This is a genomic window from Halosimplex marinum, assembly GCF_051414075.1.
Taxonomy (GTDB): domain Archaea; phylum Halobacteriota; class Halobacteria; order Halobacteriales; family Haloarculaceae; genus Halosimplex; species Halosimplex marinum.
Map to the genome: position 1 here is coordinate 46902 of NZ_JBLKNY010000007.1, position 24731 is coordinate 71632.

The window sequence follows — 24731 nt, forward strand, 5'->3', positions numbered from 1 at the left end:
ATATTAATAAATATATGTTATTGGACACTACCCCCTGTAATGGCCGATATCGACGTTTCGATCGTCGTCCCAGTCGCTGAGGATCCGGAGGGTCTTCGGACGACAGTCAACGCCGTCTTAGCACAGACGTACGACGCATTCGAACTGCTCGTCGTCATCGACGACGAATCGAGCGAGTGTGAGGAGCTAGCCGAGTCGATCGCAGCCCGGGAGGACAGAATTTACTACTATATCGAAGACGAACACGGTACTGCTGCGGCCGCGCGAAACATCGGGATACGGGAGGCCGCCGGCGATTATCTCCTGTTCGTCGACGCGAACGTCGATTTCGGCCCCCGATGGCTGTCGACCCTCGTCGATACGATCGGAGCGGAGACCGACATCGTAGGCTGTGCGGTCACTGTCTACTCCTCGCACAGGGATACGGTCTTCGGGCGTCTGGACCAGCAGACCGGTTTTCCAACTCGCCGGACGATAGAACAACTCAAATTCGCGCCGAGTTGTTGTCTCCTCGTCGCGCGGGCAGTCGTCGAAGATATCGGAGAATTCGATCCCCGTCTGAACCAGAGCGAAGACCTCGAGTTCGGGAACAGGGCCTACGCCGGCGGATACTCGTTCGCGTACTTCGACGAGAGATCCGCCTACCACCCCTCCCGATCGTCGTTCACGGCCCTCACGAGAAAGTACCGTCGTCGGGCTGCGGGGACATCGACGCTCTGTGAGCGTTACCCCGACCGATACGGGCCGGACGGTGATCACCTCCGACCCGAGGAGAGGATCGTACCGCCGCTGTCCGGGTTCAAACGGACCTGTCGAAATTGGGAGGACCTGTCATCGGCCGACAGAGTCACCCTGTACGCGGCGTTCGTGGTCGTCCGACTCACAGCTCGCCTCCAGAGACTCGCTCGATGACAGGTCACCGGATCCGCGTCGTCGACCCCGAGTCGAAACGTCGATCCCACATCGAGGACGGTCCTCGGAACCGTGTCGAGCCGTTCACCGCTTCAGTATCCGTACCGGGAGCGTTAGAACGCGTTTCAGATATCTGACCGCGAGATCCCGGAGTCTGACATCCTCGGACTTCGTCACGTATCCGATACCGCCGTCCTTATCGGTCCCTGTGTATGCCATATCTGACATAAATGCGTCTACTGTAAATAGTTCTGTCGCTTTATGAATTAGTTACACCGACACGTTCTCCGAAATGTGTGTGATTTTTCACTCTAGCCATCAAGAGGCGGTGGGGTCCGGGATCGAGAATTTTCCGGCTCGCGTTCGGGGCTCCGGTCGTGGCGGGGTCGGTACCCGCGGTTAGACATTCGAACGCGGAAGGCCCGCCGGAGCCAGCGAGTACCGAACTGCATCGGCCGACCGGGTGTTCGCTCACGCCCCACACGGTCTTCGATCCGGTCGCCCTGTCCGGTGAAGTTGTGAATTACGAACGTGACCCCGCAGAAATTCCGTTGTTTCGCCCTTCGCGTTACCGATACACGACTCCGGTTCGATGGTCAATACATTTACCATCGGAGCCCCAATCGGGGGTAGAGTGGTCGCGACCGATGGAGTGGACGGGACAGTGACGCGCTACGAGACCCACGTCGAGGACGGGACGGTGTACGTCGGTGCGCCCGACGGGCCGCTGGAGATCGGTCCACTCGACGCGGTGCTGGACGCGGTGGGCGGCCCCTCCTGGACGATCAGCTACACCGCCGCCGAACGGGAACGCCACCCCGAGATGGACACCTCCGACGCGGGACTGACCGTCGACGTGGTCGACATGATGCACACGATGACGTTCAGCGAGCGCTTCGTGGAGACGATGGCCGCCCACCCGGTCGAGACCCCCGAGAACGACGAGCTGTCCCCGCGGATGGGGCTGTTCGTCGGCAAGCTGCTGGAGAATCTGGAGCACGGCGTGGACTGACCGCCTGGGCCCGACCGGCAGGAGCCGGTGGGATCCCGCCGAGCTGTCGGCGGGGCCCGCCAGGCGTCCCGGTCCCGGCCCGGCGAGTGTCGGCGACGGCCCTTTCCGCTCGGATCGGCTACCCCCGCTCGATGGACCACTTCGAGCGGAGCGGCCCCGTCCGCCGCCCGGGCACCACCGCGCTCGCGGGCCGGACGGTCGCCGTCGCGGTCGTCGTCCTCCTGGCAGTGACCGCCGCGGTCGGCCTGGGAGTGGTCGCGCTCGGCGGGGGACCGGGCGCCGCGGTCGACGCGCCGAACGCCACCGCGCCGCCGACCGACGACCGGCCCGGGGACGCGCCCGCGACCGGGTCGAACGGGACGGTCGTCGGCGGTACTGCCCCCGTCGCGCTGACCGACGACGCGGGGTCGTCCCCCGCCGACAGCTCCGACTCGGCCGCGACCGACGGCATCAACACGACGCTGATCGAGCGGGCGATCCACGACCGGGTCAACGAGATCCGCAGCGATCGCGGTCTCTCGGCGCTGGCTTACGACGAGGACCTGGCGGAGATCGCCACCTACTACAGCCGCCGGATGGCGACCGAGGAGTTTTTCGCCCACACCGGCCCCGACGGGCAGACCCTGCTCGACCGCTACGAGCGCTTCGGCTACGACTGCCGGGTCGACACCGGGGGACAGCGGTACGTGACCGGCGGCGAGAACCTCGCGTACACCTACGCCGACACCCCGGTGGAGACCGAGGGCGGCGTCGTGAGCTACGACGGCAACGAGACGCGGATCGCCCGCGGCATCGTCGAGGGGTGGATGCACTCCCCCGGACACCGCGAGAACCTCCTGCGGCCCTACTGGAACCGCGAGGGCGTCGGGGTCGTCCTCGACCCCGAGAACGGCAAGACGCAGGTGGTCGCCACGCAGAACTTCTGTTGAGGGGCGAGTGGCCGTCGACGCGAGTGGCCGTCGGCGCGAGGGGCCGATGACCCGGCGGCTGACGACCCGAACGCCCGCTCGGTTCAGTCGGCCCGGCGAGTCAGCACCAGCCCGGTGACCGCGCCGGCGGCGGCGATGCCGGCCAGTACGAGGAAGAGCGCGGTCGTGGTCGCGACGGCGAGGATCCCGCCGGCGATTGTACCGCCGAGGGCGCCGACGCCGAACACGCCGAGGTAGGTGAACCCGTAGGAGAGCCCGCGCGTGCCCGACGGCGTGTGCTCGGCGACGGTCGCCTGGTACATCGGCTGGACGACGAACAGGAAGGCGCCCAGCAGCGCGCCGAGGGCCACTAGCGGGCCGAGTCCCGCCTCGGAGACGGGGACGAACAGGACAGCGAGGACCGCGAGCGTGCCGAACGCGCCCGCGAGACCGTAGCCGAGGGGGACGCGGTCGGTGAGCTTCCCGCCGACGTACTGGCCGACGACGCCGACGAGAAGCAACCCGGAGTAGAAGTACCGCTGGGGCTCGATCCGCCGGCCCGCGCCCGACTCGACGCCGAAGGTAGCCCTGACGGACTCGGGGAGGAGCGCGTCCGCCGGGACGGGTTCGAACCCGGGGAGGTCCCGGAGCAGTTCCGGGAGGAAGGTCAGGACGCCGCGGTAGTACAGCCCCGAACACATCACGACGACGAACACCAGCGCGAACCCGCCCGCGAACAGCAGCCGCGACTCCGCGAGGAACTCGCCGAGGTCGTCGACGCCGCTGGTGGCCTTCGAGCCACCGTCGGCGGCCGTCTCACCGTCGGCGGCCGTCTCGCTGTCCGCGACGGCGGCGGTCTCGTCGAAGTCGGCGCGGGCGGCGTAGACGGCGGCGAGGACGGCGGGCGCGCCGAGGACGAGCGCGACGGTCCGCCACTCGAAGAACAGGAGCATGACCGTCGCGGCCAGCGGTCCGAGGCCGATGCCGAGGTTGCCGGCCACGCCGTGGTAGGCGAGGCCGGTGCCGCGCTGCTCGACGCCCTTGCTGATGAGCGAGAGACCCGCGGGGTGGTAGACGCTGGCGGCGATCCCCCACAGGACCAGCGCCGCGGCGACGACGAGCATGTTCGGCGCGAGGCCGAGCAGGACGTACGAGAGGCCCATCCCGAGCAGGCAGGCGCTGATGAGCCGCCGCGAGCCCACGCGGTCGACGAGGACCCCGCCGGGGAGCGCGCCGAGGCCGAACAGGCCGTAGCCCAGCGTGACGACCACGCCGACCGTCGCCGTCGTCACGTCGACGCTCGTGACGCCGAGCGGGATCGCGTCGAACTCGGTCAGCCAGACGACGACGAACAGCGGGACCGTCATCTCGTAGGTGTGGACCGCGCCGTGGGCCAGCGACGCGAGCGCCGTGATCGCCCTGTCGTTGCTGTTCACTAAATCGCTGTATTCCGTCGCCGGCCTTTATTTCGACGGTTCCGATGCTTCCTAATTAACGAAGCTCATTTACGCTATTTCTCGGTTTTAAATCAGGGGTTAGGGTGGAATTCTTGTGTCTATCTACCGAATTATTTTATCCTCGACTTTTTGATTCTGAGAACAATTACTTTGATTAACTATTAAGTAGCCTGAATTGGGTTTCTACACCATGAATCTCGATGGAGTTAAATCATATTCGATCAAAAATTATAAGTCTATTATCAACTCAGGCGATATTGATATTGATGGCATTTCTGTGATTTTGGGCCCGAACAGCTCTGGAAAAACCAATTTGATAGAACCGCTTCTCCTACTTAAACAATCCACAGATACAGAAGGCCTCAATTTGACACTAAATGGCAAAAGCATCAAAGCTGGAACGTATTCGGAAGTGGTGAAAGATCACGAGATCGAGAATGACATTGTATATAGTTTCAAATATGACTATTCGAATGAGCCAAAGGATGATGATCGGCCCTTAGAGTGTCCTATATGTAGTAAGAATTATATTGAAGAAGGCTGGTATAGGCGTCACATTAGAACAGAGCATCCAAAATTCTGGAATTATGCGGAAGAATCTATTGAGATATATGAAGATTTCCCTCCCGACAATCCTTATCTCGAGCTTGCGTTTGGATATGATGAAGAGGTTGAGAGAAATCGTCTGAAGCGTGTGGAAATGGGCTATCCAGAAGAAATCGGATCTTTATATTTGTCATATATCTCTGCACAATTCAAGCGGAGCAGTGTGTCTGTATCTGTTATTGATGTAAATGATAATCAAATATTAGATGTTGAGCTCGAAAATGAGGATCACTATATATCAAATCCACAGGGACTGATAGCTATTGAATATGTACTACGTGAAACTATCTCAAATTTCGCGAAAGGAGATCGGGGTCGGCAGTATCTGAGATATTCTAAGAACCAACCATATATTCCAGATCAAAAAATCCCAAGCGCTGAATTGCACTCAAAGGAGCTCTCAAAAATATTCCAATTATATAACAAGGGTGAAGACCCAGATAACAGGAGTGATTTAAATATCAACGAGGAACTGGAGAACCTTGCAAGAGGACTAATAAACAGGATCGCTTCTTCTGTGGAAATATCAAGCAAAATGCTTCGATATATAGATAATGTTGGGGAAAATATTTCCCATGTAGGGCCGTTAAGAAGGAGTCCGCAAAGAATTTATTTCGGAAGTGGAGCAGATTCCAGGGATTCGCACTCGCAAGGTGTAAATATTGAAGAAAAAATCCTCAGAAAAGCTGAGATGGGGAACTCACCGATCTTAGAAAAGACAAACCAATGGTTGAAACAGACAGGATTTGACTGCAAATTAGATATTGAGAGTGTAGAAATCGGGGATATCTATCAGTTAAAAGTAATTGAGGATGGTCTATCCGTTAATTTAGCTGACTCGGGTTTTGGACTCTCTCAAGCCCTGCCGATTCTGGTTGAGTGTATATATATGGGTCTACGTGAGGAAAGCCCCACAAATTCACCGAGAGCTGTTTTCGATCCTCAGGCTGTTGAAAATCAGTATTTGACTATTATAGAGGAACCAGAAATCCATCTTAATCCTAAGATTGAATCAGCAATGGCTGACTTCTTCATTAATATAAATGAAGAAAAAACAGGATTAATGCTTGAGACACATTCAGAACATCTGCTAAATCGAATCCAACGTAGGATTGCAGACGGGACCATAGATGACAAAGATCGTGTTTCAGTATATTTTGTTTCAAAAGATGAAGCCGGATCTACTGTAGAACATATAGAAATGGATGAAAGGGGAAGATTCGATGAATGGCCAGAAGGGTTTTTCCAGGACGATCTGACTGATGCTATTGAGATGTTAAAAGAGTCGACTGATCTCAACGACCTACAATGACGGTCGATATCACAATTGACACTAACGTCATTTTATTTGCAACAGAAGGGCATGACTCTGTAAGGACACCTGCTTGTGCGCGAATTTTCTTTACTGTTTTACAAGAAGATAATTATAAGTTTGCTATTGATGCGGAGTATAAGATATTGGAGGAGTATAAGAAAAACCTATCAGATAAACGGAGCAATCATACTGAATTATTTGAAGAACTAATCAAAAAACAGGCATATGGGAGAACGGAATCAGAGATATTTCGTGTCCGAATTCCCATTCATGAGGGCAAAATTGAAGAACTTTCTCAGAAAGGGTTTCATGAGAATGATCTCATCTTCGTGAGGACTGCCCCAAATACAGAATCTGGAGCTATCGTCTCAACTGACTCTGAGTCCCTCTTAGATGAAGAATATAAGAATTGGATAGAAGACAATCTTCAGGTTGAGGTCTATTCTCCAGAAGAAGCATGTGATTCAGTACTATAATAACTGGATCTATTTGAGCTCTGCTAGTCAGCTCTCCATTTGTGGCCAAAGTTATATCACATCCCTTATGTCATATTTTAATACCATTCCGCAGCGTCCCGACGCCCTCGTAGGTGATCTCGACGGTCTCGCCCGGTTCGATCGTCCCCGGGTTCGCCGGGCTGCCGAACGCGACGCAGTCCCCCGGCTGGAACGTGAACCGCCGCGAGAGATAGGAGACGACCTCGGAGGGGTCGAACAGCATCAGCTCCGTGTTCGCGTCCTGCCGTTGCTCGCCGCCCACGGTGGTCTCGATGTCCAGGCCGGTCGGGTCCACGTCCGTCTCGATCCACGGTCCCAGCGGCGCCGAGGTGTCGAAGGCCTTCCGCGCGGTGCGGCCCCCCTGGTCGAGCGCGTCCACGTCGTCGAGGATCGTGTACCCGCGGACCACCTCGGGCACTTCCTCGGGGCTCACGTCCCGGCACCGCTCGTCGATCACGGCGACGAGTTCGCCGGCGTAGGTGAGTTCGTCGGTCCACTCGGGGTAGTAGACGGGGTCGTCCGGACCCACGAGCGAAGCGGGGGGTTTGATGAAGAAGTCCGGTTCCTCCGGGCGCTCGTAGTCCATCTGGTCGAGCGTCTCGGCGTAGTTGCGGCCGACGCAGTACAGCGCCGACGGCGAACACGGGTAGGTCAACTCGCCGTCGCGGCCGACGACGTACTCGCCGTCCTCGGTGACGACGGTCCCGTCCTCGTAGCGCCCGCTGACGACGCCCTCCGGGGTCTGCAGTCGTGCCAGTCGCATGGCTCGCCGTTCGGTGCTCCCGCACAACAATCCCCGGTATCGGCCGCGCGCTACTCGTAGTCCCGCAGGGAGCGCTGGCCCTCGGGACTCTCCGGAGCGTCCCGACCGTCCGAGTCGTCCACCGGGTCCTCCGTGCCCGCATCGCCGTCGGCGCGGTGGCCGCCCGCCGGATCATCCGCGTCCGTTCCGCCGCTGTCCCCGCCGTTCGACCCCTCGAACCCGGCGAGGCTGGCCTGGTCGCTCTCCGCGAAGTCGAGCTTCGAGACGCGGACGCCGAGCTTGCGGACCCGGTCGTCGTCGAACTCCTCCAGGAGGTCGAGTGCCGTCGACTCCAGCAGGTCGGGATCGTCGACGGGGCCGGGTAGCGACTCGGCGCGCGTGTTCACGTCGTAGGGCGGCGTGACCACCTTGATCCCGATGGTCCGGTACAGGGCGCCCTCGCGCTTGGCGCGGTCGGCCACGTCTGCGGCCAGCGCGCGGACCTTCTCGCGCTTGCGCTCGGTGTCGTCGGTCGCCTCGGTGAACGCCGACTCCCGCGAGAGGCTCTTCGGCTCGCCGACGGGCGTCACCTCGCGGGGGTCCTCGCCGCGGGCGTAGCGCCGGACCTCCAGGCCGCGCTCGCCGAACGTCTCCCGGACGCGCTCGGGGTCGGCGGCCGCCAGGTCGCCCGCAGTCTCGATACCCATGTCGCGCAACTGGCGGGCGGTGACCGGCCCGACGTTGTGGATCTCGGCCACGTCCAGCGGCGCGAGAAACTCCCAGACCTCGCCGGGCTCGACGACGACCAGCCCGTCCGGTTTGTCGTAGTCGCTGGCGATCTTCGCCGCGCTCATCGTCGGCGCGACGCCCACGCTCGCGGCGACGCCCACCTCCGCCTCGATGCGCTCCTTGAGGTCGCGGGCGAACGTCTCGACCGTCGGGAAGTCGTCGGTGCCAGCGTCGGGTCCCTCGTCGCCACCGCCGCCGTCCGCTTCGTCATCCCAGCGGACCCGGTCGGTCACGTCGAGGTACGCCTCGTCGATGCTGACCTCGCGGACCACGTCGGCGGCGTCGCGGAGGATCGCCTTCACGTCCGCGGCGACCTCGTTGTAGAAATCGAGGTCGACCGGGCGGTAGAAGCCCGCCTCCTCGACGTCGAGCTCCGGGTCGCGGGCGGCCTCGACCTTCCGGGGGAGCCGTTCGAGCGCCTCGGAGATGGCCATCGCGCTCTCGACGCCGAACTCGCGGGCCTCGTAGCTGGCGGTGGCGACCGCGCCGTGGGTCTCCTCGGACTCGTATCCCATCCCGACGACGAGCGGCTGTCCTTCCAGCGCGGGCTCGCGGAGTCGCTCGCAGGCCGCGTAGAAGCAGTCCATGTCGACGTGACAGACCACCTGATCGGGCGTCGCGTCGGCCCCCAGGCTCCCGAGGTCGCCGCTCATCGCGGATCCCCCGCCGGGTCCAGTCCGCGCGTCGCATCGCCGCGCTCGCTCGCGGGCATCGATTCGGTAGCACCTCCGGCGTCGCGGGGCAAGAACCCCTCGCCGCGCCCGCCGGTCATCCGCCCGCGGGCGTCGGGGCCAGCGTCTCCGCGCCGGTCGGGCTGGCGGCGCTGCCCGACGCGGCTGTCGCCGTCCCTTCGCTCGACGGCGTTCCCGTCCCACTGCCGTCGGACCCGGTCGGCGCGCTCGTCCCGTTCGGCACGGCGGTGCCGTTCGGTGCAGCGGTCCCGTTCGGTACGGCAGTCCCGTTCGAGCCCGGCGTGACCGTCCCGTTCGGTGCCGCGGTGGCGTCGGTCGGCGTTCCGGTATCCGGTGTCGGCGTCGGAGTCGGCGTCGCGGTGGGCGTTGGCGTCGCCGTGGGAGTGGCCGTCGGCGTCGGTGTCGCAGTCGGGGTGGGCGAGGGCGTCGGGTCCGCGGACCGGCGGTCGAGGACGAGCCGGTCGCCGCCGGAGCCGTTCCAGACGACGTACAGTTGCTCGTAGACCGCTCCCGTCACACGACACTCGCTGCCGCGAGTGACGTTCTCGACCGGCGTCGCGCAGGCGCTGGTGTTCCCGGCGAACTCGCCCAGCCGCCCGCGGGCCGCCGACTCGACGTAGACGTGCGAGCCGTTGAGCCGGTCGCCGCCGTAGTGGGTGACCACTACGTCCGTCCCGTTGGTCCCGAAGACGAAACTCGCCCGCGGCCGGTCCGGGTCGGTCGGCCCGCCCGAGATGGACGCGACAAGCGACATCGCCAGCAGCACCGCCGCCAGCGCCATCGCCAGGAGGACGACGTTCTCCGAGACCGCGCGACCGCCCCAGCGTCCGTTCACACACTCCCCTTTCCGCCCTCCCCAATAGAGTTACTGGCCGAGGAGTTCGGACGGTCATCCGGCGGGTCTTCGTAGGGGTGGTCGGAACGGGCACGGGAGTCGGTTCCGGGACTGCGACGCCCGTGGTGACCGCTGACTGACTCGTGGCTCCGAACAGCGTGAAAGCCCCGACCGTCTCGACTCGCGCGGCTCGCTGCGCTCCTCACCCTCCGGGCTGCGGTGCTTGCTTCCCCGGGCTTCGTCGAGACGGTCGCCCCTTTCATTCCCACCCGCACAGACTGGCCGGTCAGTCGACACGGGCGGGAATGAAAGGGGCCGTCCGCTTCGGGAAGACGGGCGACGCAAGCACTGCAACGAGCGTAGCGAGTGAAGCGCGCAGCGAGCCCCTCGACCGAAGCGGACGGGGGCTTTCACGCTGTTTGCGGTTGCGGTCGTCCGTTCGTCCGCAGTCGCGGACTCGCCGGGCACGTCCGAGAACACGGCACCTGCCGCTCTCACCCAGTTGCGCCGATAAAAACCTCGAGGTGCGACGGGGTGGCCAGGACCCGTCGCGGTTCGCCCGCTCGTTCGTGCACGGTGCCAATGGTCCGGGAGTTCACGACGCTGGTTCACGTCGGGAGCCCCGTATGGCTCCACCTGTGTGTTAATGCCACGCATACTTAGTCTTTCCCGTCCCGGTACGGTTTGCAGGCTTCGACCCGCCGGTCGACCAGTTCGGTCGCGTGGTAGGACTCACGGCAGCTCCGGCAGTAGGCGCTGGGGTCGTCGCGGCGGGTTTCAGCGCCGTGTGGCCGGTCGGGCAGGCCACCCGGTACGGGTCGGCCAGCAGGTCCGCGAGCTCCTCAGGGGCCACCATCCGTCGCCCCCGCCGTCGTCCCCGTCCGGTCGTGGTCTCCGATGCTCCCGCAACGCGGGCACGGGACGACGCCCGCGGTCCCGACGCCGAACTCGAACCCACAGGCCCGACAGCGGTAGACCAGCCGCGAGCCCGGTCGCCGCGCGTCAGCCATCACGCCCTCCCCGGCCGTTCGGCGGCCCGTCCGGACCGGATGCGTCCCGCCCGGTCGCGTCCCCTTCGGTTTCGCCCGTCTCGGCGATCCGCCGGCAGTACGCCGCCGCGGCGTCGGCCGCGGTGTCGCCGTGGCCCTCGGCGGCGACGCCGGTCTGGGTCGCCCGCCAGCCGTCGCCGTACTCCTCCAGCACGATGGTCGTCCACCGCCGCCGGTGCCACGGCGCCGCCTCGTCGTCCGGTTCCACCGCCGGTTCCGCCCGCCCGTCGCCGGCCGGGCGCCCGTCCGCGCGCTCGCTCGTCGTCATGTCCACGACCAGCGACCCCGATACAAAAGCCGTTAGCCGCACCTCCGGAGTGAAAGTGGACGCGGAGTTCCGGAGGTGATCGCCGCGCCGTCCCGCGGGTGAAAGTGAAATCTCGGCGGTGAAAGTAGTCGACAACGAACCGGCAATCAGCTTGCTCGAAGGCCGACCCCGGGTCGTGCGAACGAGTGTCACGCAACGGCAACGCTCTTGACGGCCGCGGCCGACCGGACGGACACGGCGATGGAGATCAGACACTTCTGTTGACGGTCGCTGGCCCCGACGCGCCGCGTCGGCCCACCGGACACGACAGTGGGCGACGGGCGCTTCTCTGCGGTGTACGAACACTGCCGCGACGCGGTGTGTGGACACTGCTGGGACGCCGCGACCGAATATCTTCGACGGTCCGATAGCCCGGCGGCCGTCCGGCAGGGACCGGCAGTCGGGCGGCGGTATCGCCCGCAGACCGACGCAACCCACAGACACACATACATGAGACGACGGACGGGATCGACAGCGATCGTCGCGGCACGAACGGACGAACAACCGGTCGACACCGAGGAGATCCGGGCCCTGACCGAGGCCGCGGGCTACGAGGTCCGCGGTGCAGTGACGCAGGCCCGCGCGGAGGACCCGGGGACCCACTTCGGGCGCGGGAAGGTCACCGAACTCTCGGCGCGGGTCGCGGAGACCGACGCGGACCTGGTCGCCGTCGACGGGGAGCTGACGCCCCGACAGACGGCCGCCATCGGGGAGTCGCTCCCCGAGGGGACGACCGTCTTCGACCGCTACCGGCTGGTGCTCGCCATCTTCGCCGACCGGGCGAGCACGCGCCGGGCGCAACTGCAGACCGAACTCGCCCGGCTGCGGTACGACCTCCCCCGGCTGAAGGCGCGCTCGGACGTGCAGGGGATGAACAGGCGCGTCGAGAAGGGGACGCCGCTCAACGGGGTGAAAAACCGGATCGCCGACCTCGAACGGAAGCTCTCGGACCTGCCGCACCCGGCCGAGCAACACCGCGCCGAGCGCCGCGAGCAGGGGTTCGACCTGGTGACCCTCGCCGGCTACACCAACGCCGGCAAGTCGACGCTGTTGCGCCGACTTGCCGACGACCTGGGCCTCAACGCGGCCGAGGAGGCGGGCGCGAACGAGCGCGACACGCACCCCGACGCGGCGACGGAGACGGCGGCGGTCCGGGACCGGCTGTTCGAGACGCTGGAGACGACGACGCGGCGGGCGACGGTCGACGGCCGGCGGACCCTCTGTACCGACACCGTCGGGTTCGTCGCCGACCTGCCCCACTGGCTGGTCGAGTCGTTCAGCGAGACGCTGTCGGACGCCGCGGCCGCCGACGCGGTCGTGCTCGTCGCCGACGCGAGCGACGAGCCCCCGGCGTTGCGCGAGAAGGTCGGCGTCGCGCTCGACGTGCTGGCGGGCCAGGGCGTCGACGAGTCGGCGGTCGTCACGGCGCTGAACAAGGTCGACCTGCTCGACGGCGACGCGCTGGCCGAGCGCCGCGAGGCGGTCGCCGACCTCGCGCCGGAGCCGGTCCCGGTCAGCGTCCGCGAGGGGACGAACCTCGACCGCCTCCGGGCGGCCGTCGCGGCGCGGCTCCCCACCGAGCGCGCCGAGTTGCGACTCCCCAACGGCGACGAGGCGATGGGGATCGTCTCGCAGGCGTACGACCGCGCGGTCGTCGAGTCCGTCGACTACGGCCCCGAGACGGTCGCGCTGTCGGTCCGCGGGCGGCCGGCAGTCGTCGACCGGTTGCGGGCCGACGCCGAGGCGCTCGGGGGGTAGCTCCCGCGGAACGGCGACGTCTCCCGGCCCAGGAGAGTCAAGTCGGCGGCCACGCCGGAGTGGGCCGACGGCGGCTACGCGGGGACGGGCCAGCCAGCGGCTACGCCGGCCGCGCCCGCAGCGAGAAGGTGAGCGGGATCGGGTCGTCGGGGAGCCGCCAGCGGCCGGCGTCGTCGCGGATCATCCGCTCCCAGCGCCGCCAGTAGTCGAAGGGGTGCTCGCGGAGGAACTCGACCCGGAGTCCGGCCGAGGTGAGCGACGTGACCACGTCGCCCAGCCGGTGGTGGGTCAGGTAGTGGCGCTCGTCGACGCCGAAATCGGACTCTGTCCGCTCGCGCGGGCCCGTCTCGAAGTACGAGCCCCCGATTTCCAGGTCGGAGTCGAACGAGTGGACGAGCGGGTGCCCCTCGAAGAGGTAGAAGCGCCCGTCGTCGGCCAGCGAGCGCGCGACCGCGTCGGCCCAGCCGTCCAGGTCCGGGAGCCAGCCGAGTACGCCGCGGGAGGTGTACACCACGCCGAAGCGGCGGTCGAGCGCGTCGGCGGCGTCGTAGACGTTGCACTGGACGAACTCGGCGTCCACGTCCGCTTCGGCGACCAGATCCCGGGCGACCCGCAGGCTCTCTCCGGAGATGTCGACCCCCACGGGTTCGGCGCCCTCCCGCGCCCACGAGAGCGTCTCCAGCCCGTTGTTGCACTGGAGGTGCAGCAGCGACCGCCCGGAGACCTCGCCCACCTCTTCGCGCTCGTGGTCGAACAGCGTCGACTCGCCCGCCCGGAACGCCGCCAGCGGGTAGCTGCCGTGGGCCATCTTCCGCGGCGTCGAGCGGTCCCAGTAGCGGCGGTTCGCCGCGAAGACCGCCTCCGGGTCCTCGGTCATGGGGGAGACAGGCCGCGCCGGGGTTTATACTTCGGCGATGACTGCACGAACGGGGTCCGGGCCGTCACTCGGTGGGCGACGGCGTCTGGACGCTGGAGATGTAGCCCGCCAGGTCGGTCGTCGAGATCATGCCGATGACGCCCTCCTCGTCGTCGACGACGGGGAGGTGGTGGATCCGGTGTTCGATCATCAGGTCGGCCGCTTCGACGATGGAGGTCTGGGCGGTCGTCGTGAGCACGTCGGTCGTCATGTAGCGCTCGACGGTCGTCTTGGCCTTCGGCTTGGACTTGGCGACGATGTCGACGAAGTCCGTCGTCGTGAGGATGCCCAGCAGCTGGTTGTCCTCGTCGACGACGACCAGCGACCCCACGCCGTTGTCCTGCATCTGCGCGGCGGCGTCCTCGACGAGCGTGTCGGGCCCCACCGACTGCAGACCGGAACTCATCAACCGCGCGACGAAGATGTCTTCCATAGACACTGCTACACATACCCAGCGTATAAACACCGGCGGTCCCGGCAGAGCGGTCGGGCGATGTCGTCGCCCGCGGCCCGACACCTCCCGGCCGACCCGCCCCGTCGAGACTCGAACCGCAAGCCACAGGCGGGTCCTCGCGGAAGAGTCTCCCGTGTCCTGGTACCTCCTCTTCGTCGCCGGGCTGTTCGAGATCGCCTGGGCGGTCGGGCTGGAGTACTCCGACGGGCTGACCCGTCCGGTCCCGACCGCGGCGACGGGCGTCGCGATGCTGATCAGCGTCGTCCTGCTCGCGAAGGCCGTCGAGCACCTGCCGGTCGGCACCGCCTACGCCGTCTGGACCGGCATCGGCGCCGTCGGCACTGCCGCGCTGGGGATCGTCCTGTTCGACGAGCCGCTCTCGGCCGCCCGCGTCGCGTTCGTCGGCCTCATCGTCGTCGGCATCGCCGGGCTGAACCTCACCGCGAGCGGCGCGTCCTGAGGCTGGCCGTCTGCCCCGTGTGTCAGGTTTGCCGGTACAGCAGCGTCGCGGTCCCGAGCGCGAGGAGGAGCAGTCCCCACATCAGGTCACCGCCGGGGAGGACGCCGAGCAGGAGCGTGACGATACCCGAAGTGATCAGGGACCAGCCCAGGGTGGTGCGATAGGCCATAGGAAACGGTTGGTGTTCCGAACGGAAAGGTGTCCGGTCGTCCGTGAGAGTGCTCAGTTCGCGTGCGTATTGAGAACCGTACGCTAGCCTGAAACACTATTTTGTACCCCGACGGTCTCGACCAACGTATGTTGAATATCTGTCTTTCCTGTGGCGATCTCAGTCTGGATAAGATTGTTAGATCAGAAACCCAAGACAGGGACGGAGCGGTCGCCACGTGTCCGGTATGTGAAAACGAATATCCGTTCCAGTACCGATCACTCCTCTCACTGACGGGAGCACCTGGTGCCGGCAAATCCACTATCGTTCGCCACCTCGCAGAGCGGGTTGAACCGCTCGTCATCGAGTCCGACGTGCTTATCGGAATTCAACACGAGACGATGGAGTGGACGGCCTACTGTCAACTGTGGCTGCGAGTCGGAATGTTACTCCACTACTCCGGCCAGCAGGCACTCGTGGGCGGTTCGGGTATCGGGTTCCCTCCGAACGTCGCTGGATGCGATGAAACGCGATACTTTCCGACGATCGAGCGATGTGCGCTCGTTGCTGATCGGGATGTCCTCGCCAACCGTCTCCAAACTAGGTCGTGGTTGGAGGACAAACCCGAGAAGCGCGAGGAATTTCTCGAAACGAACGCTTGGTTCCTGGAGCATGGCCCCGAACACGACATCAGACTCGTCGATACGACCGATGTCGAGGTTGAACAGACGGCTGCAACTGTGGAAGCGTGGGTCGAAGACGTGACCGGGTCGTCCTGAGGCCGGGGACCTGGTCGGACCGGCGACCCTCGTTCGTGGTTCCGTGTGATGTCTCCAACCGATACTGAACACGAGAGAGGTCGTCGCTACTCGGGACGAGTCGAAACGGAGAGGGAAGAATGCGGAGAGGTGGGAGGGGGTCGAACCGGGGTCGGCCGCTCAGTCCTGCTTGGGCTGGCCCCAGTACTCGTCGCGCTTGACGCGCTGGCCGACGGGCTGGACGTCCAGCGGCTCGTCGGCGGCCTCGATGGCCTCAAGCGCCGCGCGGGCCGAAGCGAGCGTCGAGAAGTAGGTGATCTCCTCCTCGACGGCCGCCTCCAGGGGCTCGCGCTGGCGCGAGACGATGAGGTCGAGGTCGCCGCTCTCGACGGCGTCGACGAACTCCTCGGTGTCGTCGAAGGTCACCAGGTCGAAGTGCTCGGCGTACTGCTCGACCAGTTCCTCGCCGGCCTCGGTCTCGCGGCCGGGGAACTCGCTCTCCGAGAGGTCGACGACGGCGGTGCCCGAAAGCGGGATGGGCTTGCCGACGGACATCTGGGCCTTCTGGTAGGCCTTGCCGAACGAATCGGCGGTGCCCATGACCTCGCCCGTGGACTTCATCTCCGGGCCGAGGCGCGGGTCCGAGCCCGGCAGGCGGTCGAACGGCAGGACGACCTCCTTGATGGAGGTCTGCTCGGGCACCTGCTCGGTCACGTCGAGGTCGTCCAGGCTCTCGCCGGCCATGACCTTGGCGGCGAGCTTGGCGATGGGGACGCCCGTCGCCTTCGAGACGAACGGGACAGTGCGCGAGGAACGGGGGTTCGCTTCGAGGACGTACACCTCGCCGTCGCGGACGGCCAGCTGGACGTTCAGCAGGCCGACGGTGTCGAGCGCGCGGGCGATGTCCTCGGTGACCTCCCGCACCTTGCGGTTCACGTCGCGGCCGAGCGAGCGCGGCGGGATCATGCAGGCGGAGTCGCCCGAGTGGACGCCCGCGCTCTCGACGTGTTCCATGATGCCGCCGATGAGGACGTTCTCGCCGTCGGAGACGGCGTCGACGTCCAGTTCGACGGCGTCTTCGAGGAACTCGTCGACGAGGATGGGCTTGTCGGGGCTGACGCGGACGGCCTCCTCGATGTACTCCTTGAGGTCCTCGTCGCTGTAGACGATGTCCATCGCGCGGCCGCCCAGCACGTAGGAGGGGCGCACGAGGACGGGGTAGCCGATCTCGTGGGCCAGGTCCAGCGCCTCCTGCTCGCTGGTGGCGGAGCCGCCCTGGGGCTGGGCGATGCCCAGGTCGTCCATCAGGCGGTTGAAGCGGTCGCGGTCCTCCGCGAGGTCCATGGCGTCGACGGAGGTGCCCATGATCTCGCAGTCGAGGTCCCGGCGCTGGAGTTCCGCTTCCAGCGGGTGGCCGATGTCGACGGAGGTCTGCCCGCCGAACTGGACCATCACGCCGTCGGCGCCGGTCTCCTCGACCACGTCCGCGACCTCCTCGGCGGTGATGGGCTCGAAGAACAGCCCGTCGGAGGTGTCGTAGTCCGTCGAGACCGTCTCGGGGTTGTTGTTGACGACGGTGGCGTCGATGCCGAGCTCTTCGAGGGCGCGGACCGCGTGGACCGAACAGTAGTCGAACTCGACGCCCTGCCCGATGCGGATCGGGCCGCCGCCGACGACCACGACGCTCTCGGCGTCGCGGTCGACCTGCACCTCGTTGCGTCCCAGCCCCGAGATGGGGTCACGCGAGGAGTAGTAGTACGGCGTCGTCGCCGCGAACTCGCCGGCGCAGGTGTCGACGAGCTTGAAGTCCCTGTCGGAGGTCCGACTCTCGACCTCGTCGACGGTCACGTCCGGACCGGGCGAGGTGGCCGCTTCCGCCGACTCCGCTTCGGCGCCGCCGTCGGCCATCGCGGTGTCGTCGTCGGGGGCGTCGGGACCCTCGACGGTGGGGAGCCAGGAGGCGTGGGTGTCGTTGAACTCGCCGCCGGCGAGCGCGACGATCTCCTGGTCGGTGAAGCCCACGTCCGCCGCGGCCTGGTAGTCGCCCTCGGCCGCGGCCTCGGCGGCGTCGGCGATGCGCTTGAACCGTTTGAGGTACCACTCGCGGATCTCCGTGATCTCGCGGATCGTCTCGACGTCGTAGCCGCGACTGAACGCCTCGAAGATGGCGTAGGGGCGGTCCGGCGAGGGGCGTTCGAGGTAGTACTCCTCCAGTTCGTCGTTGAACACCGTCGAGAAGTCGACGGCGGGGTCGTACTCGCTCGACCGGAGGGCCTTCAACAGCGACTCCTCGAAGGTGCGGCCGATTGACATCGCCTCGCCGGTCGACTTCATCGCCGGGCCGAGCTCGAACTCCACGTCGGTGAACTTGTCCTTGGGCCACCGGGGGACCTTCGTGACCACGTAGTCGATGGCCGGCTCGAAGGCCGCGGTGGTCTGACCCGTGATCTCGTTTTCGATCTCGTGGAGGCGCTTGCCCAGTGCGACCTTCGCGGTGACGCGAGCGATCGGGTAACCCGTCGCCTTGGAGGCCAGCGCCGACGAGCGGGAGACGCGGGGATTCACTTCGACGACGCGATACTCGCCGCCGGGGGTGCCGTCGTCGCGCCACGCGAACTGGATGTTACAGCCGCCCTGGATGCCGAGTTCGCGGATGACGTCGAGGGCCGTGTCGCGCATGACCTGGTGGCCCTCGTCGGGGATGACCTGTGAGGGCGTGACGACGGTGGACTCGCCCGTGTGGATGCCCATCGGGTCGAGGTTCTCCATGTTGCAGATGATGATACAGGAGTCGTCGGCGTCGCGCATCACCTCGTACTCCAGCTCGATCCAGCCGTCGATGGACTCCGTGATCATCACGCGGTCGTCGCGCGAGAGGCGCAGCCCCTTCCGGACGGCGTCTTTCAGCTCGTCCATGTCGTCGATGACGCCCGACCCGGCACCGCCGAGGGTGTAGGTCGTGCGCATGATGACCGGGAGGCCGCCGACGGCCTCGACGGCCTCCTCGACCTCGTCCATGGACTCGATGGTGATCGACTCGGGGACCGGCTCGCCGATGGACTCCATGCGCTGGCGGAACTGGTCGCGGTCCTCCGTCGCGTAGATCGTATCGAGGGGGGTGCCCATCACGTCGACGTCGTGCTCGTCGAGGACGCCCTCCTCGGCGAGTTCCGCGGTGACGTTCAGGCCCGTCTGGCCGCCGAGGCCGGCGATGACCCCGTCGGGGTTCTCCTTCCGGATGATCTCCGAGATGGCCTCCGTGTTGATGGGTTCGATGTAGACGGCGTCGGCCATCTCCGGGTCGGTCATGATCGTCGCCGGGTTCGAGTTGACGAGCACGACGCGCGCCCCCTCCTCCTGGAGCGCGCGACACGCCTGCGCCCCCGAGTAGTCGAACTCGGCCGCCTGTCCGATCTTGATCGGCCCGCTCCCGATCAGCAGAATGGTACGGTCCTCGTCCTGTGTCATTACTCGGGCGGAGTCCGCTCATCGTAATAAACCCGGCGAAAGAATGCGGAAATCGAAATCGAGTTTCGAAAATCGTACCGCCCGTTCGGTCGGCGTGCGGGGCGGAGCGCGCGGAACGGCGCCGACGGGGAGGGAGCGCTCGCCCGCGTTCCCCGTCAGCGGTCGGGTATCTACCGGACACACTGCGAGGGCACATTTAGGGGCGACGATACGGCGGCGGCTGGCGGCACAACCTCCTCCCCAGAAGGTACGGCCTCATACGGATTATTGCAAGCGTTTCCCGGGTCGATCGCACGCGGTCGTGCGGTCGATCCCGGGATGTCTCGCAATAATCCGTATCAGTTGTTGCGGTCGGTGAACTCGTATCGATACGGCTGGTCGCGGATGACCTCGACCTCGCCGGACTGGGCGTGGCGTCCGAGGACGGTCGCCACGCGGTGAGCGCTGTCGAACTCCTCGCCGTGCTCGTCGAGCAGATCCAGGATCTCCCTGGCCGTCAGCGGCTCCTCCGCGTCGGCCTCCTCCAGCACGGACCGGATGCGCTCGAAGTCGCGCTGCCGTACGCGCATACACACCCGTACACCCTCCCCAACCATTAAACACCGTCAGACAGGCGTCAGACGGCCGATCTCGACCAACCGCAGGACGGCGACGGCCCGGGTGTGTCGGCGGCTGTCATACGCACCTCGCAACTACGTGTGACCGAACGGAACGGTTCGGACGGGCGTTCGGAACTACCGGACGGCAGTTCGACGGGAGGAGCCCCGAGCCCGGGCGACGCCGACGGGTCGGCCGTGGACGGGGCGCGTTACACCGCGGAGTCGTGCTCGGTCTCGAACTCCCGCTCCTCGCGGTACTGGTCGACGAACGCGCTCACGTCGAACTCGTGGAGCCACTCCTCGAACTGCGCGGCCGCCGCCTCGTCGTCGGCGTGGCTGACCGCGTGGTCCATCAGCTCGACGACGAGTTCGACGACGACCTCGTGGAGCCGGCGGGCGTCGAAGTCCGTCAGCCACAGCATCGAGTAGCCCACCTCCCCCTGGTCGGAGAGGTCCTCGCTGACCACGTCCTCGGGGAACTCCTCCATCACGATGCCCATGACGTGGGCGGTCGTGAACTCGGGGAAGTCGTCGGCCGTCTCGATGGTCTCGGTGAGCACCTCGGCGAGGAACTCCGGGACGAACCGGCCCAGCGGGTGCACGTCCATCACGACCGCGTGGGCCTCGCCGCAGGCGCAGTCGTACTCCCGCAGTCCCATGTCCAGGTCGTGGAGGGAGACGGTCTCCCCGCAGGGCAACTCGATGTCTGCCCCCTCGCTCCCGGGGACGCGCGGCTCTGCCATTACCCGGTGTACCGCCGTCAGCCGTTTAAACGCCGCGGTAGCGCTCGACGGTCGGCCGGACCGTCGCGGTACTGCTCGGGGTCGGCGACCGGAGACCCGAAACTCACGGCCAGTCGTCGCGCTCGTCGTCGCCCGCGTCCTCGTCGGGCGTCTCCGGCTCACCGAGTTCCCACTCGGCGGCCTCGGCCGCGTCCTTGACGGGCAGATACTCCCAGCCGACTTCCTCGGCCAGTTCGGCGTCCTCGTCGTCGGTCCCGACGAAGACGTGTCGCTCGGTGCCGAACTGTTTCTGTACGTTTTCGAGACTCTCGGCGCGGCTGCGCGGCCCGGAGAAGAAGTCCTGGCGGATGCGGTGTTTGCGCGTGAAGTTCGTCACCACGTAGGTCGGCTGCTCGGAGACGACGCCGACGTACTCGCTCCACTGGCGCGCGTCCTGGAACACCCGGTCGGGGTAGGCCAGGGCCTTCAGCGCGTCCAGGTCGAAGGCGAGAGTCATGTCGCTACTGCCGCCGCTGTCCATACTCGATAGGGGTACTGGCCCGGGGAAAACGCCTTCGATCAGGCCACGAACGACCCGTCTGCTCCGGCCCGGGGATCGCGGAGCGCTCGCGAGCGGCCGCCGGAACGGGGAGTAACTATCGAAGGAGCGGTCGCCGGAACGGGGAGGAACTATCGAGGGAGCAACTATCGAAGGAGCGGTCGCCGGAACGGGGAGGAACTATCGAGGGAGTAACTATCGAAGGAGCGGTCGCCGGAACGGGGAGGAACTATCGAGGGAGCAACCGCGGAGTTACTCGGGCTTGGGGGCGGCCTCTTCGAGCTTGTCCATGTCCACGTCCTCTTCGAGCAGCAGGTCCTTGTGCTGGGCGACCTCGCGCTCCTCGCGCATGAGCTTCTTGAACTTGGACTGCTGGGACAGGTCGCCGATGAGGACGCCGCCGACGATCTTGCCGTCCTTGAACGCCAGCCGGCGCCACTCCGTGTCGCTGTACTTGCGGGCGGCGTCGTCGTCGCCCTCGGTCGGGTGGCCGAAGGAGAGGAACGGGAAGTCGAAGTGCGTGATCGAGTAGGAGGAGACCCAGCGGAACTCCTCGGGGTCGTCCGTCTCGCCGCCGGCCTCGACGTCCGCGATCATGTTCTTCGCGGCGATGGAGCCCTGTTCCTTCGCCGAGCCCCACGACCCGTTCTGCCCCATCTCGCCGAGGATGGTGTCGTAGAACCACGTCAGGTCGCCCGCGGCGTAGATGTCGTCGACGTTGGTGCGCAGATACTCGTCGACGACGACGCCGTTGTCGTTGGTCTCGACGGGGGTGTCCTGCAGGAACTCGGTGTTGAAATCGAGCCCGATGGCGACGCCGGCCCAGTCGCCCTCGTAGCGCTCGCCGTTGGGGTCGACCGCGGCCCGGACGCGGCCGTCGTCGTCGGTCTCGAACTCGTCGACGCCGGAGTTGAACACGGGCGTGACGCCCCGCTCGCGCATCGCCTCGTGGAGGATCTCCGCGCCCTCCGTGTTCAGCGCGTAGCGCCACCAGCACTCGCCGCGCATGAGGTAGTTGGCCTCGAGGTCCTGGGCGCCGCAGATGGCCGCCAGGTCGATGCCCAGCAGGCCCGCGCCGACGATGATCCCCTGGTCGGCGTTCTCGACGTTCTCCTTGATCGAGCGGGCGTCCTGGAACGTCCAGAAGTGGTCGATGCCGTCGGCGTCGGCGTTGTCGATGCCGAAACTCGCCAGGCTGGCGGGCGTCCCGCCCGTCGCCACGAGCAGCTTGTCGTACTCGTAGACGGTCCCCTCGTGGGTGTGGATCTCGTTTTCGTCGGTGTCGACGGTCGTGACGTGCGTGTTGAGCTGGAGGTCGATGTCGCGTTCCTCGTACCACCCGGGCTCGTGGATCGAGATGGGCGCCTCGGGCAGCTTGCCCTTGGCGAACTCCTTGATCAGGATCCGGTTGTACAGTGCCTCCCCCTCATCGGTGATGACGGTGATCTCGGCGTCGGGGTCCTCCTCGCGAATCGTCTCGGCCGCCGAACTCCCCGCGATGCCATCACCGATGATGACGTGGGATGCGCTCATGCTCTGGGTGTTCGTAACCGTGGTTAATGTGGATTGCTATCTATCCATGCGGTTGATTGCCAAACTCACTCCCTCGAACGAAAAATCTGATCGTTCCGTCGTGTCGAACGCCCGATGGCGCCGAGATCGGTAGCGGATCGCCGATCCGGCCCGCGTTCGGCCGGGATCCCGGTCGACGTTCGGTCGAGACGTTGAATACGGTCGCGTCCGAACGCCCCACCACGATGAAGATCCGTCAGAACGTCCGCCACTTCGCCGCCAAACAGGCGCTCACGCTGCCGGTCGTCGGGGAGAAGGTCAACGACCGGCTGGTCGGGATGCACACCGACATCTTCGCCGAGAAGGCCGACCCCGGCCGCCGCGAGGAGCGCCGGGACCACCTCGACGACTTCTTCGACGCGACGATGGACACCTACGTCGCCGCACTGGAGGACGGGTTTCCCGAGGCCGAAGCCAGGGAGATCACCCACATCCAGGCCAACTTCGACTTCTACAACCACGGCTGGACCGAGATGATGGAGTTCCCGGACGACGAGCTCGGCGACCACTACGACCGCTATCGGGACTTCTTCGAGCGCTACGACATCAGTATCGACGACCCGCTCGGCGACTTCCGGCCGGCCGACGGGATCGCCGACGCCCCGTCGACCCCGGAGAAACTCGACGACCCCGAACACCCCTACGCTGTGGGCGGGTTCGCCGACGACGTGTACGTCGAGACCGCCGACGGCGAGCTCGTGGTCGGCGGGCAGGAGGAGCCCGAGGACGTGGACGTGGAGGAAGCACCCGGCGTGGACGGCGACGAAGCCGACGCGTGAGCGCGGAGCGGCCACGCGACCGGGGGGCCGCCCCGGTCCCCGATCCCCGCTATCGGTCCCCGGTTATCAGGTCCGCACAGGCGTAGCCCGCCTCGATCCCGCCGTTGAGCGACCGTTCGGGGTACTGCGCCCGGGATGCCATCCCCGCGTAGTAGACCCCCTCTGCCACCTCCTCGCCCAGGTCGTAGGGGACGACCATATCGAGGTAGCCCCGCTCGTAGATGGGGGCCGTCCGGGGGTTCCGTGCGGTCTTCACCCAGTTGACGCTGTCGCGGTCGAAGTCGGGGAACAGCCCCTCGATCCCCCCGGCCCAGTAGTCTTCGACTTCCTCGTCGGACATCCCCCACAGCTCCTCCTCGGGACTCTGGATGTAGCTGGCGGTGTAGTAGAGGTGTTCGCCGCCGTAGCGCTCCGGCGGGACGAAGTTGGTGTGCTCGATGAACACGCCGAAGGGGGCGTCGTCCTTGATGTTCAGCCAGTAGGTGTCCGACAGCGACTCCGCCATGCTCCAGACCGAGCAGACGGTCCCCTGAAAGTCGATCTCGCAGGGGTAGCCCGTCAGGTCCTCCAGCACGTTCGGCATCGCCGCGACGACGGCGGCGTCCACGTCGTGGGTCTCCGTCCGGCCGTCCCGCTCGACGGTCAGCGAGTCGACGGCGCCGCCGGCCGTGTCCAGCGCCGTCACGCGTGCGCCCGTGGTGACGTTCTCCTCGCCGACAGCGGCGAGCAGTTCGTCCAGCAGGACGCCGAACCCGCCTCTCAGGTAGCCCAGCTGTTCGCCGCGCAGCGGGTCGCGCTCGCCGCGGAACTTCACCCGACCGAGCAGCCACGCGGCCGACACGTCCTCCTTCCGGGAGCCGAACTTCGCGTCGAGCAGCGGCTCCCAGAAGGACTCGTAGACGTGGCGGGTGGTGTGTTCGAGCAGGAACTCCTTGATCGGCACGTCCTCGAAGTCGGTGATGTCGTCGTAGGTGTCGAACTTCGGGACGCCGCCGCGCACGTCGATCTCCTTGACGAGCATCGCCAGCCGGAACTTGTCGTAGAGAGAGAGGTGCGGGTAGGCGAGGATCTCCCAGGCCTTCTCCATGGGGTGGACGACCCCGTCGACGTAGTAGGAGTCGGTCTTGTAGCGCCACTCCAGGTCCCCGCCCAGGCCCAGGTCCTCGATCAGTTCGACGATCGTCTCCTCGGAGGCGGAGAGGTGGTGGTAGAACTTCTCGATGGGGTCGCCGGCCGTCCCGTAGACGGCGGCCAGCCCGCCCACGTCGTCGCTCGCCTCGAACACCTGGACCTCGTGACCGCGCCCCTGGAGGCGATACGCGGCCGCGAGGCCGGCGATGCCGCCGCCGACGACTCCGATCATACCTCCCGTTCCGCGGTCACCGGAAAAGCCCTTTCGCTCGGTCCCGTCCGCCGA

25 protein-coding genes are annotated in these 24731 nt (G+C 65.6%); 9 read left to right on the forward strand and 16 right to left on the reverse strand.

What is annotated here, in order from left to right; all coding sequences use genetic code 11:
- Positions 1-39 precede the first annotated feature (39 nt).
- Positions 40-912: a glycosyltransferase family 2 protein gene (locus tag ACMGFI_RS18770; RefSeq protein ID WP_436911614.1), complete on the forward strand. Its 873-nt coding sequence runs from the start codon at positions 40-42 to the stop codon at positions 910-912.
- An 84-nt stretch (positions 913-996) separates the two neighbouring features.
- On the opposite strand, the gene ACMGFI_RS18775 is transcribed toward ACMGFI_RS18770, so the two are convergent.
- Positions 997-1131 (reverse strand): hypothetical protein, encoded by a 135-nt coding sequence (locus ACMGFI_RS18775; RefSeq protein WP_436911616.1) that lies wholly within the window; start codon positions 1129-1131, stop codon positions 997-999.
- Positions 1132-1576: 445 nt separating this feature from the next.
- Between ACMGFI_RS18775 and ACMGFI_RS18780 the strand changes: the two genes are divergently transcribed.
- Together ACMGFI_RS18780 and ACMGFI_RS18785 are read left to right on the forward strand one after the other, a co-directional pair.
- Positions 1577-1924, forward strand: a complete 348-nt coding sequence (locus tag ACMGFI_RS18780; RefSeq protein WP_436911962.1) for a hypothetical protein — start codon at positions 1577-1579, stop codon at positions 1922-1924.
- 131 nt (positions 1925-2055) lie between these two features.
- Positions 2056-2853: a CAP domain-containing protein gene (locus ACMGFI_RS18785; protein ID WP_436911617.1), complete on the forward strand. Its 798-nt coding sequence runs from the start codon at positions 2056-2058 to the stop codon at positions 2851-2853.
- 83 nt (positions 2854-2936) lie between these two features.
- On the opposite strand, the gene ACMGFI_RS18790 is transcribed toward ACMGFI_RS18785, so the two are convergent.
- Positions 2937-4268 (reverse strand): MFS transporter, encoded by a 1332-nt coding sequence (locus ACMGFI_RS18790; protein WP_436911618.1) that lies wholly within the window; start codon positions 4266-4268, stop codon positions 2937-2939.
- A 211-nt stretch (positions 4269-4479) separates the two neighbouring features.
- Here ACMGFI_RS18790 and ACMGFI_RS18795 point away from each other — a divergent pair, with 211 nt between their 5' ends.
- Positions 4480-6207 carry an AAA family ATPase gene (locus ACMGFI_RS18795; RefSeq protein WP_436911620.1) on the forward strand — a complete coding sequence of 576 codons (1728 nt, stop codon included), beginning with the start codon at positions 4480-4482 and terminating at the stop codon, positions 6205-6207.
- Positions 6204-6686: a hypothetical protein gene (locus ACMGFI_RS18800; RefSeq protein ID WP_436911621.1), complete on the forward strand. Its 483-nt coding sequence runs from the start codon at positions 6204-6206 to the stop codon at positions 6684-6686. The genes ACMGFI_RS18795 and ACMGFI_RS18800 overlap by 4 nt, the downstream gene beginning before the upstream one ends.
- A 70-nt stretch (positions 6687-6756) precedes the next feature.
- Here the strand turns inward: ACMGFI_RS18800 and ACMGFI_RS18805 are convergent, their stop codons facing one another.
- The 5 genes from ACMGFI_RS18805 to ACMGFI_RS18825 all read right to left on the reverse strand — a co-directional run bounded on the left by ACMGFI_RS18805 (position 6757) and on the right by ACMGFI_RS18825 (position 11082).
- The gene (locus tag ACMGFI_RS18805) at positions 6757-7470 is read right to left on the reverse strand and encodes a fumarylacetoacetate hydrolase family protein (RefSeq protein WP_436911623.1); all 714 of its coding nucleotides are present in this window, start codon (positions 7468-7470) and stop codon (positions 6757-6759) included.
- A 50-nt stretch (positions 7471-7520) separates the two neighbouring features.
- Positions 7521-8891, reverse strand: a complete 1371-nt coding sequence (locus ACMGFI_RS18810; protein ID WP_436911624.1) for a DNA polymerase Y family protein — start codon at positions 8889-8891, stop codon at positions 7521-7523.
- Between the two features lie 115 nt (positions 8892-9006).
- Entirely contained in the window at positions 9007-9765 is a 759-nt protein-coding gene (locus tag ACMGFI_RS18815; RefSeq protein WP_436911627.1) for a hypothetical protein, read from the reverse strand.
- Between the two features lie 842 nt (positions 9766-10607).
- Positions 10608-10775: a hypothetical protein gene (locus ACMGFI_RS18820; RefSeq protein ID WP_436911629.1), complete on the reverse strand. Its 168-nt coding sequence runs from the start codon at positions 10773-10775 to the stop codon at positions 10608-10610.
- Positions 10768-11082 (reverse strand): hypothetical protein, encoded by a 315-nt coding sequence (locus tag ACMGFI_RS18825; RefSeq protein ID WP_436911630.1) that lies wholly within the window; start codon positions 11080-11082, stop codon positions 10768-10770. The genes ACMGFI_RS18820 and ACMGFI_RS18825 overlap by 8 nt, the downstream gene beginning before the upstream one ends.
- Before the next feature lie 489 nt (positions 11083-11571).
- Here ACMGFI_RS18825 and hflX point away from each other — a divergent pair, with 489 nt between their 5' ends.
- Entirely contained in the window at positions 11572-12879 is a 1308-nt protein-coding gene (gene hflX / locus ACMGFI_RS18830) for a GTPase HflX (protein WP_436911631.1), read from the forward strand.
- A 100-nt stretch (positions 12880-12979) separates the two neighbouring features.
- Here hflX and ACMGFI_RS18835 read toward each other — a convergent pair whose 3' ends face one another.
- Positions 12980-13756, reverse strand: coding sequence for a class I SAM-dependent methyltransferase (locus tag ACMGFI_RS18835; RefSeq protein WP_436911633.1), 777 nt, complete (start codon positions 13754-13756; stop codon positions 12980-12982).
- Between the two features lie 64 nt (positions 13757-13820).
- A complete protein-coding gene (locus ACMGFI_RS18840) occupies positions 13821-14228 on the reverse strand; it encodes a CBS domain-containing protein (protein ID WP_436911634.1) in 408 nt (135 codons plus the stop codon).
- A gap of 154 nt (positions 14229-14382) precedes the next feature.
- Between ACMGFI_RS18840 and ACMGFI_RS18845 the strand changes: the two genes are divergently transcribed.
- Positions 14383-14709, forward strand: coding sequence for a DMT family transporter (locus tag ACMGFI_RS18845; protein WP_436911635.1), 327 nt, complete (start codon positions 14383-14385; stop codon positions 14707-14709).
- Between the two features lie 22 nt (positions 14710-14731).
- Here the strand turns inward: ACMGFI_RS18845 and ACMGFI_RS18850 are convergent, their stop codons facing one another.
- A complete protein-coding gene (locus ACMGFI_RS18850) occupies positions 14732-14878 on the reverse strand; it encodes a hypothetical protein (RefSeq protein WP_436911637.1) in 147 nt (48 codons plus the stop codon).
- Positions 14879-15006: 128 nt separating this feature from the next.
- On the opposite strand from ACMGFI_RS18850, the gene ACMGFI_RS18855 reads away from it, so the two are divergent.
- Complete coding sequence (locus ACMGFI_RS18855; RefSeq protein ID WP_436911639.1) at positions 15007-15636, forward strand: P-loop nucleotide/nucleoside kinase family protein; 630 nt, start codon at positions 15007-15009, stop codon at positions 15634-15636.
- A gap of 159 nt (positions 15637-15795) precedes the next feature.
- Here ACMGFI_RS18855 and carB read toward each other — a convergent pair whose 3' ends face one another.
- From carB to ACMGFI_RS18880, 5 genes are all read right to left on the reverse strand, one after another.
- A complete protein-coding gene (carB, locus tag ACMGFI_RS18860; protein ID WP_436911641.1) occupies positions 15796-19083 on the reverse strand; it encodes a carbamoyl-phosphate synthase large subunit in 3288 nt (1095 codons plus the stop codon).
- Between the two features lie 338 nt (positions 19084-19421).
- Positions 19422-19652, reverse strand: coding sequence for a hypothetical protein (locus tag ACMGFI_RS18865; RefSeq protein ID WP_436911642.1), 231 nt, complete (start codon positions 19650-19652; stop codon positions 19422-19424).
- Positions 19653-19891: 239 nt separating this feature from the next.
- A complete protein-coding gene (locus tag ACMGFI_RS18870; protein ID WP_436911644.1) occupies positions 19892-20425 on the reverse strand; it encodes a DUF5815 family protein in 534 nt (177 codons plus the stop codon).
- A gap of 103 nt (positions 20426-20528) precedes the next feature.
- Positions 20529-20945, reverse strand: coding sequence for a DUF7124 domain-containing protein (locus tag ACMGFI_RS18875; RefSeq protein ID WP_436911645.1), 417 nt, complete (start codon positions 20943-20945; stop codon positions 20529-20531).
- A gap of 270 nt (positions 20946-21215) precedes the next feature.
- Entirely contained in the window at positions 21216-22496 is a 1281-nt protein-coding gene (locus ACMGFI_RS18880; RefSeq protein ID WP_436911647.1) for an NAD(P)/FAD-dependent oxidoreductase, read from the reverse strand.
- Between the two features lie 224 nt (positions 22497-22720).
- Between ACMGFI_RS18880 and ACMGFI_RS18885 the strand changes: the two genes are divergently transcribed.
- On the forward strand, positions 22721-23314 hold the full coding sequence (locus ACMGFI_RS18885; RefSeq protein ID WP_436911649.1) for a DUF6149 family protein: 594 nt from the start codon (positions 22721-22723) through the stop codon (positions 23312-23314).
- Between the two features lie 49 nt (positions 23315-23363).
- On the opposite strand, the gene ACMGFI_RS18890 is transcribed toward ACMGFI_RS18885, so the two are convergent.
- Positions 23364-24677, reverse strand: a complete 1314-nt coding sequence (locus ACMGFI_RS18890; RefSeq protein WP_436911651.1) for an NAD(P)/FAD-dependent oxidoreductase — start codon at positions 24675-24677, stop codon at positions 23364-23366.
- Positions 24678-24731: the final 54 nt, after the last annotated feature.

Coding starts and splice junctions, on each gene's coding strand:
- ACMGFI_RS18770 (WP_436911614.1), top strand. CDS start 40: ATGGCCGATATCGACGTTTCGATCGTCGTCCCAGTCGCTGAGGATCCG.
- ACMGFI_RS18775 (WP_436911616.1), bottom strand. CDS start 1,131: ATGGCATACACAGGGACCGATAAGGACGGCGGTATCGGATACGTGACG.
- ACMGFI_RS18785 (WP_436911617.1), top strand. CDS start 2,056: ATGGACCACTTCGAGCGGAGCGGCCCCGTCCGCCGCCCGGGCACCACC.
- ACMGFI_RS18795 (WP_436911620.1), top strand. CDS start 4,480: ATGAATCTCGATGGAGTTAAATCATATTCGATCAAAAATTATAAGTCT.
- ACMGFI_RS18800 (WP_436911621.1), top strand. CDS start 6,204: ATGACGGTCGATATCACAATTGACACTAACGTCATTTTATTTGCAACA.
- ACMGFI_RS18805 (WP_436911623.1), bottom strand. CDS start 7,470: ATGCGACTGGCACGACTGCAGACCCCGGAGGGCGTCGTCAGCGGGCGC.
- ACMGFI_RS18810 (WP_436911624.1), bottom strand. CDS start 8,891: ATGAGCGGCGACCTCGGGAGCCTGGGGGCCGACGCGACGCCCGATCAG.
- ACMGFI_RS18820 (WP_436911629.1), bottom strand. CDS start 10,775: ATGGCTGACGCGCGGCGACCGGGCTCGCGGCTGGTCTACCGCTGTCGG.
- ACMGFI_RS18825 (WP_436911630.1), bottom strand. CDS start 11,082: ATGACGACGAGCGAGCGCGCGGACGGGCGCCCGGCCGGCGACGGGCGG.
- hflX (WP_436911631.1), top strand. CDS start 11,572: ATGAGACGACGGACGGGATCGACAGCGATCGTCGCGGCACGAACGGAC.
- ACMGFI_RS18835 (WP_436911633.1), bottom strand. CDS start 13,756: ATGACCGAGGACCCGGAGGCGGTCTTCGCGGCGAACCGCCGCTACTGG.
- ACMGFI_RS18840 (WP_436911634.1), bottom strand. CDS start 14,228: ATGGAAGACATCTTCGTCGCGCGGTTGATGAGTTCCGGTCTGCAGTCG.
- ACMGFI_RS18850 (WP_436911637.1), bottom strand. CDS start 14,878: ATGGCCTATCGCACCACCCTGGGCTGGTCCCTGATCACTTCGGGTATC.
- ACMGFI_RS18855 (WP_436911639.1), top strand. CDS start 15,007: ATGTTGAATATCTGTCTTTCCTGTGGCGATCTCAGTCTGGATAAGATT.
- carB (WP_436911641.1), bottom strand. CDS start 19,083: ATGACACAGGACGAGGACCGTACCATTCTGCTGATCGGGAGCGGGCCG.
- ACMGFI_RS18865 (WP_436911642.1), bottom strand. CDS start 19,652: ATGCGCGTACGGCAGCGCGACTTCGAGCGCATCCGGTCCGTGCTGGAG.
- ACMGFI_RS18870 (WP_436911644.1), bottom strand. CDS start 20,425: ATGGCAGAGCCGCGCGTCCCCGGGAGCGAGGGGGCAGACATCGAGTTG.
- ACMGFI_RS18875 (WP_436911645.1), bottom strand. CDS start 20,945: ATGGACAGCGGCGGCAGTAGCGACATGACTCTCGCCTTCGACCTGGAC.
- ACMGFI_RS18880 (WP_436911647.1), bottom strand. CDS start 22,496: ATGAGCGCATCCCACGTCATCATCGGTGATGGCATCGCGGGGAGTTCG.
- ACMGFI_RS18885 (WP_436911649.1), top strand. CDS start 22,721: ATGAAGATCCGTCAGAACGTCCGCCACTTCGCCGCCAAACAGGCGCTC.
- ACMGFI_RS18890 (WP_436911651.1), bottom strand. CDS start 24,677: ATGATCGGAGTCGTCGGCGGCGGCATCGCCGGCCTCGCGGCCGCGTAT.